The organism is Neisseria sp. HMSC064E01 (assembly GCF_001808875.1).
Taxonomy (GTDB): Bacteria; Pseudomonadota; Gammaproteobacteria; order Burkholderiales; family Neisseriaceae; genus Neisseria; species Neisseria sicca_A.
Genome location: NZ_KV794967.1, coordinates 2,867 through 19,136 on the forward strand (window position 1 = coordinate 2,867; position 16,270 = coordinate 19,136).

Below are 16,270 nucleotides of genomic sequence, written 5' to 3' on the forward strand. Positions count from 1 at the left end.
CCGTACTGGTTTAAAGTTAATCCACTATATTCACCGAATCAAGCGTAGTTTTTCTTAATTCGTTCAAGTGAAATTAAAAATATGAAAATCATTGATACCACCATTCCCGAAGTCAAACTTTTAGAACCGCAAGTCTTCGGCGACGCGCGCGGCTTCTTTATGGAAACCTTCCGCGACGAATGGTTTAAGGCCAACGTCTGCGACCGCACTTTCGTGCAGGAAAACCATTCCAAATCAGGCAAAGGCGTATTGCGCGGCCTGCATTACCAAACCGAAAACACGCAAGGCAAACTCGTTCGTGTCGTTGTTGGTGAAGTGTTTGATGTTGCCGTCGATATGCGCAAAGACTCGCCGACTTTCGGCAAATGGGCGGGCGAAATCCTGTCGGCTGAAAACAAACGCCAGTTTTGGGTACCCGAAGGTTTCGCACACGGCTTTTACGTTTTGAGCGATGAAGCCGAATTCGTTTACAAATGCACGGACTATTACAACCCGAAAGCCGAACATTCGCTGATTTGGAACGACCCGACCGTCGGCATCGAATGGCCGCTGCAAGGCGAACCCAACCTGTCGCCCAAAGACTTGGCAGGTAAAATCTTGGCAGAAGCCGCAACCTTTTAAGGTCGTCTGAAAACGATTGCAGGCGGTTATCCCATTTGCCCTTATGCGGCAGAATCAGGATAATGCGCCTGCATCGATTATTTTCAAACCCAAACGGCAAACACCATGAATTTTTACGATTTACTGATTTCTCCGTTCGCAGAGTTCGATTTCATGCGTTATGCGCTGGCATCGATATTCTGTTTGGCACTCAGTGCCGCACCTGTCGGCGTTTTCCTCGTGATGCGCCGTATGAGCCTGGTTGGAGACGCATTAAGTCACGCCGTTTTGCCCGGAGCCGCGATAGGTTATATTTTCGCCGGTTTGAGCCTGCCGGCAATGAGCATAGGCGGCTTTGTTGCCGGCATGCTGATGGCTCTTTTGGCAGGATTAGTCAGCCGTTTTACCACTTTGAAAGAGGATGCCAACTTTGCCGCATTTTATTTGAGCAGTCTGGCAATCGGCGTCATCTTGGTCAGCAAACAAAAGGACGGCAGCGTAGATTTACTGCATTTGCTGTTCGGTTCCGTCTTGGCAGTGGACATCCCTGCATTACAACTGATTGCCATCGCCGCCAGCATAACGATTGCCGTCTTGGCAATCATCTACCGCCCCTTAGTCTTGGAGAGCATCGATCCCCTGTTTCTAAAAGCCGTTGGCGGGAAAGGCGGCTTTTGGCATGTCGCGTTTCTCGTATTGGTAGTCATGAATCTGGTTGCTGGCTTTCAGGCACTCGGCACGCTGATGTCGGTCGGACTGATGATGTTGCCCGCCATTACCGCCCGCTTGTGGGCAAAAAATATGGGCATGTTGATTTTATTGTCAGTCTTGCTGGCACTCTTCTGCGGCTTTGCGGGCTTACTGTTTTCGTATCACGTCGAAATACCGTCCGGCCCTGCCATTATTTTGTGTTGCGGCGTCTTATACACCCTGTCCGTCATCTTCGGCAGCGAAGGTGGCATATTGACCAAATGGATACGCGGCAAAAAATACCGCACCGCCTGACGACAAGCCATAATCTATAGTGGATTAAATTTAAATCAGGACCAGGCGACGAAGCCGCAGACAGTACAAATAGTACGGAAAGGCGAGGCAGCGCTGTACTGGTTTAAATTTAATCCACTATAAAAACCAATCAAACCATAAATTCATTGTTCCTGATTCGGTTTCATTGCCCAACTCAAACAAAAGGTCGTCTGAAAACCATCCCCTCGGTTTTCAGACGACCTTTTGCCATGAATCACACTCCACCGCCCTTATTCTCCGATTCCGGTAGAAAATTCGATTATTCCCGTTCCAGCCTTGAATTTCATGTAAAAAATAGTAATAATAAGCCCTTTTCCAGCAAACCATGCTGCCCGACCAACTACCCCCAAGAAAGCACGAAACATGGCGTTAATCGTACATAAATACGGCGGCACATCAGTAGGCTCGCCCGAACGCATTAAAAACGTAGCCAAACGTGTCGCCAAAGCCCGCGCCGAAGGACACGACATCGTTGTCGTCGTATCCGCCATGAGCGGCGAAACCAACCGCTTGGTTGCGCTGGCGCACGAAATGCAGGAGCATCCCGATCCGCGCGAGCTGGACGTCGTCTTGGCTACCGGCGAACAAGTGACCATCGGCCTTTTGGCGATGGCATTGAAAGACATCGGCGTGGATGCCAAAAGCTACACCGGCTGGCAGGTCGCCCTCAAAACCGATACCGCCCACACCAAAGCCCGCATCGAAAGCATCGATGACCAAAGAATGCGCGCCGACCTCGCCGATGGCAAAGTCGTCATCGTCGCCGGCTTCCAAGGCATCAGCAGCGAAGGCGATATTTCCACGCTCGGACGCGGCGGTTCTGACACCTCCGCCGTTGCACTCGCCGCAGCCCTCAAAGCGGACGAATGCCAAATCTATACCGACGTAGACGGCGTTTACACCACCGACCCTCGCGTCGTACCCGAAGCGCGCCGCATGGATACGGTTACATTTGAAGAAATGATCGAACTGGCAAGCCTCGGCTCGAAAGTCTTGCAAATCCGTTCAGTAGAATTCGCCGGAAAATACAAAGTGCGCCTGCGCGTACTGAGCAGCCTGCAAGACGGCGGCAACGGCACCTTAATTACCTTTGAAGAGGACGAAAACATGGAAAGAGCTGCCGTAACCGGTATCGCATTCGATAAAAACCAAGCCCGCATCAACGTGCGCGGCGTACCCGACAAACCCGGCGTCGCCTACCAAATTTTAGGCGCGGTTGCCGATGCCAACATCGAAGTCGATATGATCATCCAAAATGTCGGCAGCGAAGGCACCACTGATTTCTCCTTCACCGTACCGCGCGGCGAGTACAAACAAACCATCGAAATCCTGACCAAACTGCAAGACAGCATCGGCGCAGCCGCCATCGACGGCGACGACACCGTGTGCAAAGTCTCCGCAGTCGGCTTGGGCATGCGTTCACACGTCGGCGTTGCCGCCAAAATCTTCCGCACCCTCGCCGAAGAAGGCATCAACATCCAAATGATTTCCACCTCAGAAATCAAAGTTTCCGTCTTGATTGACGAGAAATACATGGAACTCGCTACCCGCGTCCTGCATAAAGCGTTTAATTTGGGTTAATTAAGTTTTAGCGGCAGCCGACACTTGAGCAATGAAACATCTCAGCTCGAATTGCCGAGTTCCGCTTCAGCTTAATAATCCGCCCGCAACAAAATCCAAGGTCGTCTGAAAGCCGGTACACGGTTTTCAGACGACCTTATTTTGATATTCAACATATCTCAAAAAGACAGCCATACCATTCCATTCAAATAATTCTCAAGCATATCAATCGAGTCCGTGCTAGAATGAATTGTCTATCATTTCGATAGCATCGATTATCTGCCTATTTCTTCAAAGGACTCTTATGAACACCTTAACAAAATTCGGCTTAGCATTATTCACCGCTGCGGCATTAGCAGCCTGTGGCGACTCCGGCAAATCGGCTGACAGCAAACCCACTACCGTACAAACAGCCGAGGGCGAAGTCACCCTCTCCGGCAAATACGCTGAAATCATCAATAAATTCCCCGTTCCCGATCCCAAATTGGCAGAGCCGATTACCATTTCCGACAAAAAATCGCCAACCGGTTTGGAAGACCTGAAGAAATTCATGGAATATATCTCAGGAGAGGAAGCACAAAAAATCGCGCAAATGTCTTCCAAGCTGCAACAAACGGCATTAAAAGGCGATGAAGCAGCCGCTCTTGCAGCCGTCAAAGAGCTGACTCCCGCCCTTGACAAATTCCATCAGGACGCTGAAAAACTCAATATTCAAGATGCTGAAGTCAAAGCCGTTCTTGACCGTATGCTGCAAACAAGCAAAACAGCCAACGAAATGATCATCCTGTCCAGCGAAAATGCTACCACCCTAAAGATTGACATGAAAGACAAAGAAGCTGTCCAATTCATGAAGGCATACCAAGACAAAACCCACAATATGGAAACGGTTTTACGCCAAGCCAATCAGGAAGCACAAAAAGCTGCTCAAGCCTTGGGTAAAAAATATGCCCAATAATCTGAGTTAAATTCCACCAGAGGTCGTCTGAAAACGCTATCGCAGCCTTTTCAGACGACCTTTTTGCAAGCCGCTTGATAACATATTAAAACCATATCCCAAGCCTGCCGAAATATGCCATAATAGCCACGCAGCGCGCTTTTGCGCCGCATTCGAAAAGAAAAACCTAACCTACAAGAGAATATCCCATGACTAGCAAAGCCACCATTATCTACACCCATACCGACGAAGCCCCCGCGCTGGCGACCCAATCCCTGCTGCCGATTGTGCAGGCGTTTACCCGCCATGCCGGTATCGAAGTCAAAACCAGCGATATTTCCCTGTCCGGCCGCATTTTGGCGGCGTTCCCCGAGCATTTGACCGAAGCGCAGCGCGTACCCGACGCGCTTGCCGAATTGGGCGAACTGGTGAAACAGCCAGACGCCAACGTGATCAAACTGCCGAACATCAGCGCATCCGTACCGCAGCTGACCGCCGCGATTAAAGAATTGCAGGCAAAAGGCTTTGCCGTCCCCGACTATCCCGCCGACCCGCAAACCGATGAAGAAAAAGCCGTGCGCGAACGTTACGACCGCATCAAAGGCAGCGCGGTTAATCCCGTTTTGCGCGAAGGCAACTCCGACCGCCGCGCTCCTAAAGCAGTGAAAAACTTTGCGAAAAAAAATCCGCACAGCATGGGCGCATGGGCGAAAGACTCCAAAACCCACGTTGCCACCATGCAAAGCGGCGACTTTTTCCATAACGAACAATCCGTTACCGTACCCGATGCGACTTCCGTATCCATCGTGTTCACCGACAAACAAGGCAACAAAAAAGAGCTGCGCGAGCCTGTTGCCCTGAAAGCCGGCGAAATCATCGATGCGACCGTGATGAGCAAAAAAGCCCTGCTCGCCTTCCTTGCCGAACAAGTAAAAGACGCGAAAACAAAAGGTGTATTGTTCTCGCTGCACATGAAAGCCACCATGATGAAAGTGTCCGACCCGATTATCTTCGGACACGCCGTCAAAGTATTCTTCGCGCCTGTCTTTGAAAAATTCGGCGACAAACTGGCTGCCGCCGGCGTCAACGTCAACAACGGCTTCGGCAACCTGCTTGCCAACCTGGACAAACTGGATGCGGACACCCGCGCTGCCGTCGAAGCCGAAATCGCCGCCGTTTACGCCGCCAACCCTGATTTGGCAATGGTCGATTCCGACAAAGGCATCACCAACCTGCACGTCCCCAGCGACGTCATCGTCGATGCTTCCATGCCCGCTATGATCCGCAATTCCGGCCGTATGTGGGACAAAGATGGCAAAGCGCAAGACACCAAAGCCGTGATTCCCGACAGCAGCTATGCAGGCGTTTATCAAGCGACCATCGACTTCTGCCGCGAACACGGCGCGTTCGACCCGACAACCATGGGTACCGTGCCCAACGTCGGTCTGATGGCGCAGGCAGCCGAAGAATACGGTTCGCACAATAAAACTTTCGAAATCGAAGCCGACGGCCAAGTTCAAGTCATTGATGCAGCTGGAAAAGTCCTGATGCAGCACGACGTTGAAGCAGGCGACATCTGGCGTATGTGTCAAACCAAAGACGCGCCCATCAAAGACTGGGTACAACTCGCCGTCAACCGCGCCCGCCTGAGCAACACGCCAGCCGTGTTCTGGCTCGACGAAAACCGTCCGCACGATAAAAGCCTGCTCGCCAAAGTCAACGCCTACCTTGCCGAACTGGATACCGACGGCCTCGACACCCGCGTCCTCGCGCCCGAAGAAGCCGCCAAGTTCAGCTTGGGTCGTCTGAAAAACGGCGAAGACACCATTTCCGTTACTGGCAACGTCCTGCGCGATTATCTGACTGACCTGTTCCCGATTTTGGAACTCGGTACCAGCGCGAAAATGCTGTCCATCGTTCCATTGATGAACGGCGGCGGTATGTTTGAAACCGGCGCGGGCGGCTCAGCACCGAAACACGTCCAACAGTTCCTCGAAGAAAACCACCTGCGCTGGGACTCTTTGGGCGAGTTCCTCGCGCTCGCCGTATCGTTTGAACATCTGGCGCAAAAAACCGGCAACACCAAAGCACAAGTCCTCGCCGACACGCTGGATGCCGCCACCGAAAAACTGCTGTTGAACGATAAATCGCCCAAACGCAAAGCAGGCGAACTCGACAACCGCGGCAGCCATTTCTACCTCACCCTCTACTGGGCACAAGAATTGGCAGCGCAGGATAAAGACGCGGAATTGAAAGCAGCGTTTGCGCCGTTGGCAGAAACCCTGACCGCCGACGAAGCCAAAATCGTTGCCGAGCTTTCCGCCGCACATGGCAAAGCAGCCGACATCGGCGGCTACTACGCCCCCGACGCAGCAAAAGCCGCCCAAGCCATGCGCCCGAGCGAAACGTTCAATCAAGCATTGGCAAAGCTGTAAAAGCATTACAGTATAGCTGTAAACATGAAAGGTCGTCTGAAAACCTGTATGCAAAGGTTTTCAGACGACCTTTTTAATCTTACTAAAGTACCAACTTGCCCTTAGTGAATGAACAAAGCTACGAGCCGTAGAGATGAGATAGTGATGATTGACTTCACGCCTCATCTTCATCAGAAATTCCTTTTGAAACTGAGATGGTAACTCTGATTCGAATTTCGTTTATCTATAAGCCTCATACGATATTGTGGCGTTTTTAAACAGTACAAAAACTAAAGACCGTCCGAAAAATCGGGCGGTCTTAGATATTGGTAGGAATCTCAGCATTATTCCTTAGCGTGCTTGCGGTGTAGTCGGTGCAACTGGTTTTCCAGTGAACGAAGCACGTTTTGCGGCTTGAAAGATAGCCAATCGTCTACGATGTTGCATCATTATTTCCTTTCTTTTTCTATTATTTGGATTATTCCCGGTTCTACAAACCGGATGCCCTACCTATACCATTTATTTTTTCAAATAAAACACAGTACAGTTATTGTGAGATGCTATGAGAGACATCATAGATGCTTTAGCCGTTGATGAATAGAGGATTTTTGTAAATTTATGATTTTATTCTTTAATCGGAAAATAAAGACGGACTGACCTGATCGGGTCAAGCCAGTCCGTTTTTATATTATTCCGTCAATAAATTTAATGCTTCCCGATATTTATCAACTGTTTTCTGAATAACATCACTAGGGACTTCCGGCGCAGGGGCTTTTTTGTTCCAAGCGCTTTGCTCCAACCAATCTCGAACAAATTGCTTGTCAAAAGATGGCGGATTGGTACCGACTTGATATTGATTCGCCGGCCAAAAGCGGCTGGAATCGGGCGTCAGTACTTCATCCATAAGAGTTAACGTACCGTTTTCATCCAGCCCGAATTCAAATTTGGTATCGCATATGATGATACCGCGTGATTTTGCATATTCTGCGGCTTCCGTATAAAGCTGAATCGCTTTAGCGCGTACCTCAGCCGCCAGCTCTTTACCGATAATGCGTTCGCATTCTTCAAAACTGATATTTTCATCATGATCTCCGACGGCAGCCTTGGTGGACGGAGTAAAAATCACTTCCGGAAGCTGCTGCGCTTCTTTCATCCCTTCGGGAAGTTTGATGCCGCAGACAGAACCGTTTTTTTGGTAATCTTTCCACCCGCTGCCCGCCAAATAACCGCGCACAATCGCCTCTACTTTGACAGGGGTCAGTTTCTTGGCGACAACCGCACGTTTCTCAATGGCTTTGGCTTCATGTTCGGGCAACACGTCATAAACCGTGTCGCCTGTAAAATGATTGGGCATGATATGCGCCAGTTTTTTAAACCAGAAATTGGAAATCTGCGTCAGAATTTCTCCTTTACCTGGAATCGGATTGTCTAAAATCACATCAAATGCAGACAGTCGGTCGGACGCAACCATCAACATACGTTTGCTGTCGATTTCATATAAATCGCGCACTTTTCCGGAGTAGATTTTTTTCAAGCTGATTTCGGACATTTCGGGTTTCTCTTTCGCTGACTTGGTTTAAACAGGATTCCGTTATTTTATCCGAATTTGGATTTTGGGGTCAGATTGTTTACAAAATAGGTCGTCTGAAAATGTTTTGCACGGATGCAGACGTTTTCAGACGACCTTATCAAGCCTAAGTAATAACTACTAATCAGAGATTAGATGTTAGGAACTTGGGTTTGTTGTTGGATGCTGTTTACAGCTGACAGAGAGTAGTAATCACCATGACCGGTTACTTCGTAAGTGCTGCCATCGGCAAACTTGAAGTTTTCGATTTTATGGTTGTTACCGGAGAACCAGTCGTCAATTGTAACAGAATCGTTATTGCCAACAGATACGGTCAGGTTGTTGCCTGATTTGCTCAACAATACGTCGGAAGCAGAAACACCTTTACCGAATTGCAGGGTATCGTTACCGCTTTCGTCTTGGATGGTATCGCGGCCGTAACCTTTATCGAAGAAGTAAGTGTCGTTACCGGTACCGCCGATCAGAACATCGTTGCCGATGCCGCCGTCGAGGTAGTCGTTACCGTCTTTACCAACCAGACAGTCATCGCCTGCCAAGCCGTACAAGTGGTTGTCGCCAGAGTTACCGTTGATGTCGTTGTTCAGAGCATTACCGGTACCGTTGAGGTTGCCGGAACCTTGCAAGAACAGGTGTTCAACGTTGTCAGTCAGGGTGTAGTCGATTACGCTGCGAACGGTATCGATACCGCCATTAGCATTACCGTATTCGATAACTTGGTCACCTTTGTGGTCAACAAAGTAAACGTCGTTACCGTCGCCACCGCGCATGATGTCAGCGTCAGCACCACCGTTCAGGTAGTCATTGCCGTCACCGCCTTGCAGGTAGTCTTTACCACCTTGACCGTACAGGGAGTCACCGCTGTTGTCACCTTGCAGGGTGTCATTACCGTCACCACCGTAAATCACGTCAGCGCCGTCGCCGCCGTAAATTACATCGTTAGTGCTGCTACCATAAATGGTATCTTTTTTATCAGTACCTACGGTTTTGGTCATACCGTCTTTACCTATGGTTGAACCATCAACATGGATGATGTTACCCGGATTTTTATCGTCCTGACCGTAAGTATTTTGTTGGTTTTGGTCATCAACACAATCTTTGCAGTCTTTGTCGTTAGGTTTAGGCTGCGGTTTTGGTTGTGGTTTAGGCTGCGGCTGAGGTTGTGGCTGAGGCTGCGGCTTAGGTTGTGGTTGAGGTTGTGGTTTTTGAGGCTCTACCGGTGGGCAGTACGGATCAACATTTTTCGGAGGAACCGGTTTTGGAGCTGGTTTAGGGTAATAAGGTTTACCTGGGTTGCAATCAAACTTGATTACCACGCATTTGTAAGCAACTTTTGGAGGTGGGCAATATGCACCATGACCGATTTTGCCATGATGTACTTTGATGCCGTGAGAAGAGCCGTAGTTATGGAAACCACCTTTGTAACCGAAGCCGCCATGGCTCGGAGGGCAGTAAGGATTGTACGGTTTCACCGGAGGGCAGTATGCGTTGAAGTGGCCTTTGGAAGAGTAGCCGCCATAATGATAAGTCATAATAAATCACTCCCAGAATATAATTAAGAAGCATAGGCCTTTTGACAAAAATACAGACCAGCCAAACTGCCTACATTGTTATTTTAGTGATATTTCGCAGAAAACTTACATTCTCATCACCAACGGTATAAATTTGGGATAAGTGGAAACTAATTTTTCCATGAGAATGAACAATATTACATTGGAAACTACCTTTATTATTTCCTCAAAATTGCAATATTATGATTATTTTAATCAAATGAAAAAACAATACGCAATTGAAATATTATTCATATATTTCAATGGTTTTTTAAAAATTGCTAGTTTTTACTCAATTCTGCTTGGTTTTAATTCAATTGGAAATTTTCCTTCCTTCCTTACCTATCAATACTTTATCGTTTTACCACTCATTTTGACATCTGAATATAATTTAAATATTTTTACACTTAAATTTTATCTTTACAAATCAAACAGATAAATTAGAAAACTATACCAATCTTGATTAATAAACAATAATTCGTTGCAAAATGACAAAAAGGTCGTCTGAAACTGCATATTTTCAGACGACCCTTGGGGGGTAAAACTCATCTCCATTGACTACAAATCCGCATCAAAATTGCACCCGTTGCGCATTCGAAATTTCACGTTCGTTCTCAATACTGAAATTTGCCCGCACATACTGCCCGAAAAGTTTCGCCGTCATACTCTGCGGGAAACGTCTCAACGTGGCATTGTAAGTACGGACAGCCTGAATATAGTTATTCCTTGCTTGATTAATCCGATTTTCCGTCTCTTCAAGGCGGGCACTCAAACGCTGGTAGTCCAAGCTTTCTGCTAAAAGCGGATACTGGTCTGAAATTAGCGTCATTTGCGCCAGAATACCGCTCAACTCCCCATGCACCTCCTGAAAACGCTTCAACTTCGCAGGATTGGCAGCTTCTTCCAAATTCAGATTCATACGGGCAGCCCGACTTTGAACATCAGACAACCTGAACAAAATATCCTCTTCAGGGCCGGCATACGTCTTAACGACATTCGATAAATCGGACACCAATGCCGAACGCTGACCGTATTGCTTCATCACTTCCACCCAAGCATGTTTGATATCCTGTGCTTGAGCATGCATCACATAATAGCTGCGTCCGACAATACCTATTACCAATACTGCCAATACTATCGGCCACCATTTTTTCCACATCAACCACATACTCCGTGAATATACACAACATTCCATACCGTATTCATTTTTTCAGACGACCCCAATCTGTATAAGAGGTCGTCTGAAAACCATCGGACAGTATATCTCTAAGCTGTCCCTATCCGGATAAAAATCAAACAAACAAAATTATTTTCAGATAATCGGTATCGCTGCGAAGTTTGCACTATAATATATCAGGCATTGGCAGACTCCCTACCGCATCGGATTTTTATAGTGGATTAACTTTAAACCAGTACGGCGTTGCCTCGCCTTAGCTCAAAGAGAACGATTCTCTAAGGTGCTTAAAGCACCAAGTGAATCGGTTCCGTACTATCTGTACTATCTGCGGCTTCATCGCCTTGTCCTGATGTACTATCTGCGGCTTCGTCGCCTTGTCCTGATTTAAAGTTAATCCACTATATTATTCCTCTTGCAAAAATCAGCATGATTTCAGGTTTAAATCCGCTTTCCATCTCTTTCGGAAACAGGCGGGGTCGTCTGAAAATAGAAAATGGGAAGCATCTTCTGCCTTCATTTCTACGCAGGGATGATGCAGTTGAGATGTCCCAGCATGAATTTGCAAAAGGGTTATTTCACAAAATGGTCTTATTGGCGGGTCAAACATCTGCCCAACCGTCTTCCAATCTGTTTTGTCTTGAATGTACTGTTTCAGCGTTCCCGAATAATGAATTCGGACGCTTACCCAAATCGTTCCAATTGCCGTCCTTTTAATCCGGCAATACTTTTTTAAAACTTTCAAACGAGGAGAAACCATATGCGAACCCTGTTAACCGGTTCAAAAGGACAATTGGCGCGTTGCTTTCGCGACCGCCTGCCTGAAAATTGGGAATTGATTGCCACAGATTCGACATCCTTGGATATTACAGATACCGAAGCCGTTCGCAATATGGTTCAAAACTTCCAACCCGACGCCATAGTCAATGCAGCGGCCTTTACCGCAGTCGATAAAGCAGAGGCCCATGTCGGCACCGCATTTGCCGTCAACGCCACCGCCGTCCACAACCTCGCCTCTGCCGCCCGCGCCTGCCAAGCCCGCTTTATCCATATCTCTACGGACTATGTGTTCGACGGCACAAACAAGACCCCATACAAAGAGCAAGACTATACCAACCCGCAAAGCGTGTATGGGCGCACTAAAGTCTCAGGCGAACTGCTCGCTTTGGCAGCCAATCCGGACAGCGTCATCATCCGTACCTCATGGCTATTCAGCGAATACGGCAACAACTTTGTTAAAACCATGATCAGACTGGCAGGAGAACGGGACAACCTCTCCATCGTTCACGACCAAACAGGCAGCCCGACCTACGCCGGCGACCTTGCCCAAGCCATCATTGCATTGCTACAGCAACCCGTCGCCCCACGGGGTATTTATCACTACGGCGGCAATAAATCGGTAACATGGTATGAATTTGCCCAAGCCATTTTTCAAGCGGCGCAACAGCAAGACCCTGATTTTAAAATTCCACAACTGAACGCCATCACGACCGACCAATATCCCCTACCCGCCCCGCGTCCTGCTTACAGCATTATGGACTGCCAAAAAATAGAAAACGAATGCGGCATCAAGGCATCCGATTGGCAAAAAGCGTTAAATGAAATCATCGGCAAGCTAGATAACTGATCAGCACCCTCTGCCATATAAAACAAAAGACCGCAAAAACGAAGCGGTCTTTTGTTTTACTCAGGATATACTGGCAGCAGAACAGAAATGTCGTATCACCATTACCAACTCTTTCTCGTAAGGTCGTCTGAAATTTCAGACGACCTATTTAGTCAATAACGCCCAATTCCTGTAATCCCCGCAACACCCCATCCTCGTCCACGCTCGGGCATACAAACTTTGCCACAGCCTTTGCCTCAGCCTCGCCATTCCCCATTGCCACTCCAAATCCGACAGTAGACAACATTTCCAAGTCGTTGAAGCTGTCGCCAAATGCCATAACATCCTTCATTTCAATCCCCAGCTTACCTACGGCATGAGCAATTCCCCTTGCCTTAGAACCTTCAGAACGAAGCATATCCATGGCACATTCATGCCACCGAACCAATTTAAATCCGTTTTGTTGAATTTCATCTTCAATGGCGCGTTCTTGATTGGAATCTGCAAAGATCAGCATTTGATACACTTTTGCCCGATGAAAATATTCTTTATCCACCAAAAAATCGGGAAAAATATGCGCCAATGCATCTTTAACAAGCGATGAAGGGCTGGAAACCGCAATTTCATTGTTATTCACAAAGGCGTAATCAATATTTTTATTGTCCAACGACGCGCATATTTCCATCATATTCGCAGAATCCATCGGATATTCCTGCAATACTTCCCCGTGAAACGACGTATATTGCCCATTAATGGTCACCAGCATATCGATTCCGCTTTCACGGATCAGCTCCTGCACTTTTTTCGGAATAGCCGCAGGAGGACGACCTGTTGCAATCGCAGTCAATATCCCCTTCTCTTTCAATGCCATCATAGCTTGATGAACTGAAGGTCTTAGCGTATCGGTATATTTTCGGTAAAGGGTGTCATCAATATCAAAGAAGATAATTTTCGGGTTTTTCATAAGCAGGCAACAAAGAGTTTGATCATTTCAAGGTTGTTCTATTGTACCGACAACTTAATCAAAAGAATATCTGATTGATATATTTAAATATTCATAACAACAAGCAACCAAAGTTCTACCTGTTTCAGACATACAAAAAAGACAAGCCCCTGAAAAATCAGGGGCTTGTCAGAATCTGGCACGCCCACGGGGAATCGAACCCCGGTTACCGCCGTGAAAGGGCGATGTCCTAACCGCTAGACGATGGGCGCAAAAATTTTCTATTGGCGCACCCGGAGCGATTCGAACGCCCGACCCTCTGGTTCGTAGCCAGATACTCTATCCAACTGAGCTACGGGTGCACTGAAAGAAAGATCCAGATTATATGTTCCCATACAGGTCTTGTCAAGGGTTTTCTTGGATAAACGATGTGCAAAGTGTAGAATACTGTCCTGTTGTGTGAATTTTCAGGAATTTAGGATGTTTCATCTTTCTCGCTGGTTGAGATTATCGGAAGCTTTTACCCGATTGAACCGCCCCGTTGTGGTCGTTGATTTAGAATCTACCGGCGGCAATCTGTATCAAGACAGAGTGACGGAAATTGCTTTTCTGCGCTTTGAAAACGGCCGGGTAGAACATTACGAACAATTGATCAACCCGGGAAAGCCGATTCCTGAATTTGTCGTCCAACTAACCGGCATTACCAACGAAATGGTCGCTCAGGCTCCCGCTTTTGACCAAATTGCCCCCGACATACTGCCTTTACTGCGCGGCTCGTTGATCGTGGCACACAACAGCCGTTTCGACTACACCTTCCTGCGTCATGAATTTTGTCGGGCAGGCATCGATTTTGCCGCTCCGGCATTGTGTACCGTCCAACTGTCCCGCCGCCTGTACCCTCAATTTTATAAACACAATCTTGACAGCATTATCAGCAGAATGGGCATCCAAACGGACGAGCGGCATCGTGCATTGGCAGATGTTTTAGCGCTCGCCGATTATTTGGAACACAGCCTGAAAGAGAAAACCTCCGAAGAATGGGACAATCATTGCCGTGTGTTGATGAATCCGAAAATGCTGCCGACGCAGCTATCCGATTCTTTAGCGGCAAAACTCTATTCATTACCCGATACGGTAGGCGTACTTGTTTGGTTTGATCATTCAGGGAAAGTACAGTCCGTAGAGGCTTATGAAAAAACGTATAGCGAAATCGCCGCCCTACTCCACAACAAAGAAGGCTTGCCTTATATTCAGAACGCCGCAGATGTGAAATTCATCCCCGCTGTCGGGAGCCTGCATGCTTTGTGGCTGAAAGCTCAGGTTTTGCAGGAATACCAAGGGGAATTATCCGCACCGTTTCCCCTCAAGCAATTGAATCCCAAAACATTTATGACTGTTAAGTTCATTCCCGACGAACATGGCGTACTGAAGGCACGAATTGTGCCGCTAGACAACGGCAGCAGCACCACCCGCCCTTATGGTTTGTTTATCCACAAAAAAGCGGCAAAACGCGCATTGAACATCTGGGCGCAAGAACATAATTTCTGTCCCGATGCCTTAAACATTTTGCCGGTCAGTCACGCAAAGGGAGCGTTATGCCCCGTGCAGGCTGTCGGCAAGTGCCATGGGACATGCCATAAAGGTGACGGAATCGAAGAACAAAATACCCGAATTCATGCCATGGCATCCAAGCTGCCTGTTGCCGACTGGGGGAAAGTGCATGAAGTGGAAATCACGGAAACAGACGAATTATCAGGCCGCCGCGTCATCATGCGCTGCGCCGGAGGAGCCTTGGAGCTGCCGAACGGACACTGGTATTTCGACAACCTGCTGCCCTCTATACTGAAGATCAAATTCAAACAAGACAGACAAAATATCCGCGTTATCGCTTGAGTAATTGACGTAAGTGGACAAACAAAGAGGTCGTCTGAAAACCAAGTTAGCGTTTTCAGACGACCTTTTTCATTACTGAGCATTATCCAAATCTACGGCTGTTTCAAATACAAAACCTCAATCCGTCATAAGATTTATTGAGCTATCCTTTTAGATACCCGAGAAGGAACGGAGGCTTTCTCCCCTGTTTTCTTTATTTGGGAGAGGTATTTTTTATAAAATATTTTCGCATTCCGTTTATCTTTTGAATCCCAATACGCATCTGCAATATTTAAGTATGCAACAATTCTGTCTGGGGATGCCTTAATAATCTTATGTAAGAGATATATTGCAGACTGATGATGCTCCTGATTATTAAGATAAAATGCAATATTATTATATGTTGCAATATTTTTCTGATTAATCGGGTATCTGCCAAGATACCAATCCATTCTACTTTTATCTATATCAAAACCCGAGTAGTCTTTGACATATTCTTCTAAATCGTCCAATGTATTTTCAAGTGCATAAAAAGTTCTACATTTCTCACCATGCATCTTTAAAACAGTCTGTCTATCATAATCTTTTATGGGTTTATGGATATTTTTTCTGCACTCTAAAGATTTAACGTCAAAATCTTCCTTATACAGACTAATCGTTTTCAATTTATCTAAAATTAATAACTTCCCATTCCTCTTTATGTAATATTCTTCATAAAACCTTCCGCCAAAATCATCAACCCTAACGACAATAAAATCGCCCTCCTCATAAGACGTAATATTTTCCTTCTTTACGTCACTAAAAAAATTATTTATTTCAATCAATTGCCTTTTATTTCCAATTTTTTCGTAATTATTGGCGCTTACTGACACAGGAAACAACAATATGAATAAATACAAACCGATTTTTTTCATTTTCTTTTTACTCTTTTTTAAATCTACAAAATACAGCCATAAAGACAAACAAAGAAGATTGATGATTTTTACTGCAACTGAACAGCCCCGAA

Annotated in this window: 13 protein-coding genes and 2 tRNA genes; 8 read left to right on the forward strand and 7 right to left on the reverse strand. The window is 46.9% G+C overall.

Translation table 11 applies throughout. The annotated features are described in order from the left end of the window. Positions 1 to 81: 81 nt before the first annotated feature. From rfbC to HMPREF2572_RS10940, 5 genes are all read left to right on the forward strand, one after another. On the forward strand, positions 82 to 621 hold the full coding sequence (rfbC, locus tag HMPREF2572_RS10920) for a dTDP-4-dehydrorhamnose 3,5-epimerase (protein ID WP_070498592.1): 540 nt from the start codon (positions 82 to 84) through the stop codon (positions 619 to 621). Between the two features lie 105 nt (positions 622 to 726). Next, on the forward strand, positions 727 to 1,605 hold the full coding sequence (locus tag HMPREF2572_RS10925) for a metal ABC transporter permease (RefSeq protein WP_070498594.1): 879 nt from the start codon (positions 727 to 729) through the stop codon (positions 1,603 to 1,605). Positions 1,606 to 1,989: 384 nt separating this feature from the next. Further along, positions 1,990 to 3,207, forward strand: coding sequence for an aspartate kinase (locus tag HMPREF2572_RS10930; RefSeq protein WP_070498595.1), 1,218 nt, complete (start codon positions 1,990 to 1,992; stop codon positions 3,205 to 3,207). 283 nt (positions 3,208 to 3,490) lie between these two features. Next, positions 3,491 to 4,141, forward strand: coding sequence for a hypothetical protein (locus HMPREF2572_RS10935; protein WP_070498598.1), 651 nt, complete (start codon positions 3,491 to 3,493; stop codon positions 4,139 to 4,141). Between the two features lie 188 nt (positions 4,142 to 4,329). Then, the gene (locus tag HMPREF2572_RS10940; RefSeq protein WP_070498600.1) at positions 4,330 to 6,555 is read left to right on the forward strand and encodes an NADP-dependent isocitrate dehydrogenase; all 2,226 of its coding nucleotides are present in this window, start codon (positions 4,330 to 4,332) and stop codon (positions 6,553 to 6,555) included. A 667-nt stretch (positions 6,556 to 7,222) separates the two neighbouring features. Here HMPREF2572_RS10940 and HMPREF2572_RS10945 read toward each other — a convergent pair. Together HMPREF2572_RS10945 and HMPREF2572_RS10950 are read right to left on the reverse strand one after the other, a co-directional pair. Then, a complete protein-coding gene (locus HMPREF2572_RS10945) occupies positions 7,223 to 8,083 on the reverse strand; it encodes a phosphoribosylaminoimidazolesuccinocarboxamide synthase (protein ID WP_070498602.1) in 861 nt (286 codons plus the stop codon). A 170-nt stretch (positions 8,084 to 8,253) separates the two neighbouring features. Next, a complete protein-coding gene (locus HMPREF2572_RS10950; protein ID WP_070498604.1) occupies positions 8,254 to 9,114 on the reverse strand; it encodes a calcium-binding protein in 861 nt (286 codons plus the stop codon). Positions 9,115 to 9,144: 30 nt separating this feature from the next. Between HMPREF2572_RS10950 and HMPREF2572_RS10955 the strand changes: the two genes are divergently transcribed. Beyond that, entirely contained in the window at positions 9,145 to 9,678 is a 534-nt protein-coding gene (locus HMPREF2572_RS10955; protein WP_246827815.1) for a hypothetical protein, read from the forward strand. A 562-nt stretch (positions 9,679 to 10,240) separates the two neighbouring features. Here the strand turns inward: HMPREF2572_RS10955 and HMPREF2572_RS10965 are convergent. Then, positions 10,241 to 10,828, reverse strand: a complete 588-nt coding sequence (locus tag HMPREF2572_RS10965; protein ID WP_246827816.1) for a LemA family protein — start codon at positions 10,826 to 10,828, stop codon at positions 10,241 to 10,243. A 775-nt stretch (positions 10,829 to 11,603) separates the two neighbouring features. Between HMPREF2572_RS10965 and rfbD the strand changes: the two genes are divergently transcribed. After that, positions 11,604 to 12,470 (forward strand): dTDP-4-dehydrorhamnose reductase, encoded by an 867-nt coding sequence (gene rfbD / locus HMPREF2572_RS10975; protein ID WP_070498613.1) that lies wholly within the window; start codon positions 11,604 to 11,606, stop codon positions 12,468 to 12,470. A 148-nt stretch (positions 12,471 to 12,618) separates the two neighbouring features. Here the strand turns inward: rfbD and HMPREF2572_RS10980 are convergent, their stop codons facing one another. The 3 genes from HMPREF2572_RS10980 to HMPREF2572_RS10990 form a co-directional block, all read right to left on the reverse strand. Further along, the gene (locus HMPREF2572_RS10980) at positions 12,619 to 13,413 is read right to left on the reverse strand and encodes a Cof-type HAD-IIB family hydrolase (RefSeq protein WP_070498615.1); all 795 of its coding nucleotides are present in this window, start codon (positions 13,411 to 13,413) and stop codon (positions 12,619 to 12,621) included. Between the two features lie 176 nt (positions 13,414 to 13,589). Beyond that, positions 13,590 to 13,664 (reverse strand) — tRNA-Glu (locus tag HMPREF2572_RS10985). 13 nt (positions 13,665 to 13,677) lie between these two features. Beyond that, a tRNA-Arg gene (locus HMPREF2572_RS10990) sits at positions 13,678 to 13,754 on the reverse strand. A gap of 118 nt (positions 13,755 to 13,872) precedes the next feature. On the opposite strand from HMPREF2572_RS10990, the gene HMPREF2572_RS10995 reads away from it, so the two are divergent. Next, positions 13,873 to 15,285 (forward strand): 3'-5' exonuclease family protein, encoded by a 1,413-nt coding sequence (locus HMPREF2572_RS10995; RefSeq protein WP_070498617.1) that lies wholly within the window; start codon positions 13,873 to 13,875, stop codon positions 15,283 to 15,285. A gap of 134 nt (positions 15,286 to 15,419) precedes the next feature. Here the strand turns inward: HMPREF2572_RS10995 and HMPREF2572_RS11000 are convergent, their stop codons facing one another. After that, positions 15,420 to 16,178 carry a tetratricopeptide repeat protein gene (locus tag HMPREF2572_RS11000; RefSeq protein WP_070498620.1) on the reverse strand — a complete coding sequence of 253 codons (759 nt, stop codon included), beginning with the start codon at positions 16,176 to 16,178 and terminating at the stop codon, positions 15,420 to 15,422. Between the last annotated feature and the right edge of the window lie 92 nt (positions 16,179 to 16,270).

Coding starts and splice junctions, on each gene's coding strand:
- rfbC (WP_070498592.1), top strand. CDS start 82: ATGAAAATCATTGATACCACCATTCCCGAAGTCAAACTTTTAGAACCG.
- HMPREF2572_RS10925 (WP_070498594.1), top strand. CDS start 727: ATGAATTTTTACGATTTACTGATTTCTCCGTTCGCAGAGTTCGATTTC.
- HMPREF2572_RS10930 (WP_070498595.1), top strand. CDS start 1,990: ATGGCGTTAATCGTACATAAATACGGCGGCACATCAGTAGGCTCGCCC.
- HMPREF2572_RS10935 (WP_070498598.1), top strand. CDS start 3,491: ATGAACACCTTAACAAAATTCGGCTTAGCATTATTCACCGCTGCGGCA.
- HMPREF2572_RS10940 (WP_070498600.1), top strand. CDS start 4,330: ATGACTAGCAAAGCCACCATTATCTACACCCATACCGACGAAGCCCCC.
- HMPREF2572_RS10945 (WP_070498602.1), bottom strand. CDS start 8,083: ATGTCCGAAATCAGCTTGAAAAAAATCTACTCCGGAAAAGTGCGCGAT.
- HMPREF2572_RS10950 (WP_070498604.1), bottom strand. CDS start 9,114: ATGACCAAAACCGTAGGTACTGATAAAAAAGATACCATTTATGGTAGC.
- HMPREF2572_RS10955 (WP_246827815.1), top strand. CDS start 9,145: ATGGATGATGTTACCCGGATTTTTATCGTCCTGACCGTAAGTATTTTG.
- HMPREF2572_RS10965 (WP_246827816.1), bottom strand. CDS start 10,828: ATGTGGAAAAAATGGTGGCCGATAGTATTGGCAGTATTGGTAATAGGT.
- rfbD (WP_070498613.1), top strand. CDS start 11,604: ATGCGAACCCTGTTAACCGGTTCAAAAGGACAATTGGCGCGTTGCTTT.
- HMPREF2572_RS10980 (WP_070498615.1), bottom strand. CDS start 13,413: ATGAAAAACCCGAAAATTATCTTCTTTGATATTGATGACACCCTTTAC.
- HMPREF2572_RS10995 (WP_070498617.1), top strand. CDS start 13,873: ATGTTTCATCTTTCTCGCTGGTTGAGATTATCGGAAGCTTTTACCCGA.
- HMPREF2572_RS11000 (WP_070498620.1), bottom strand. CDS start 16,178: ATGAAAAAAATCGGTTTGTATTTATTCATATTGTTGTTTCCTGTGTCA.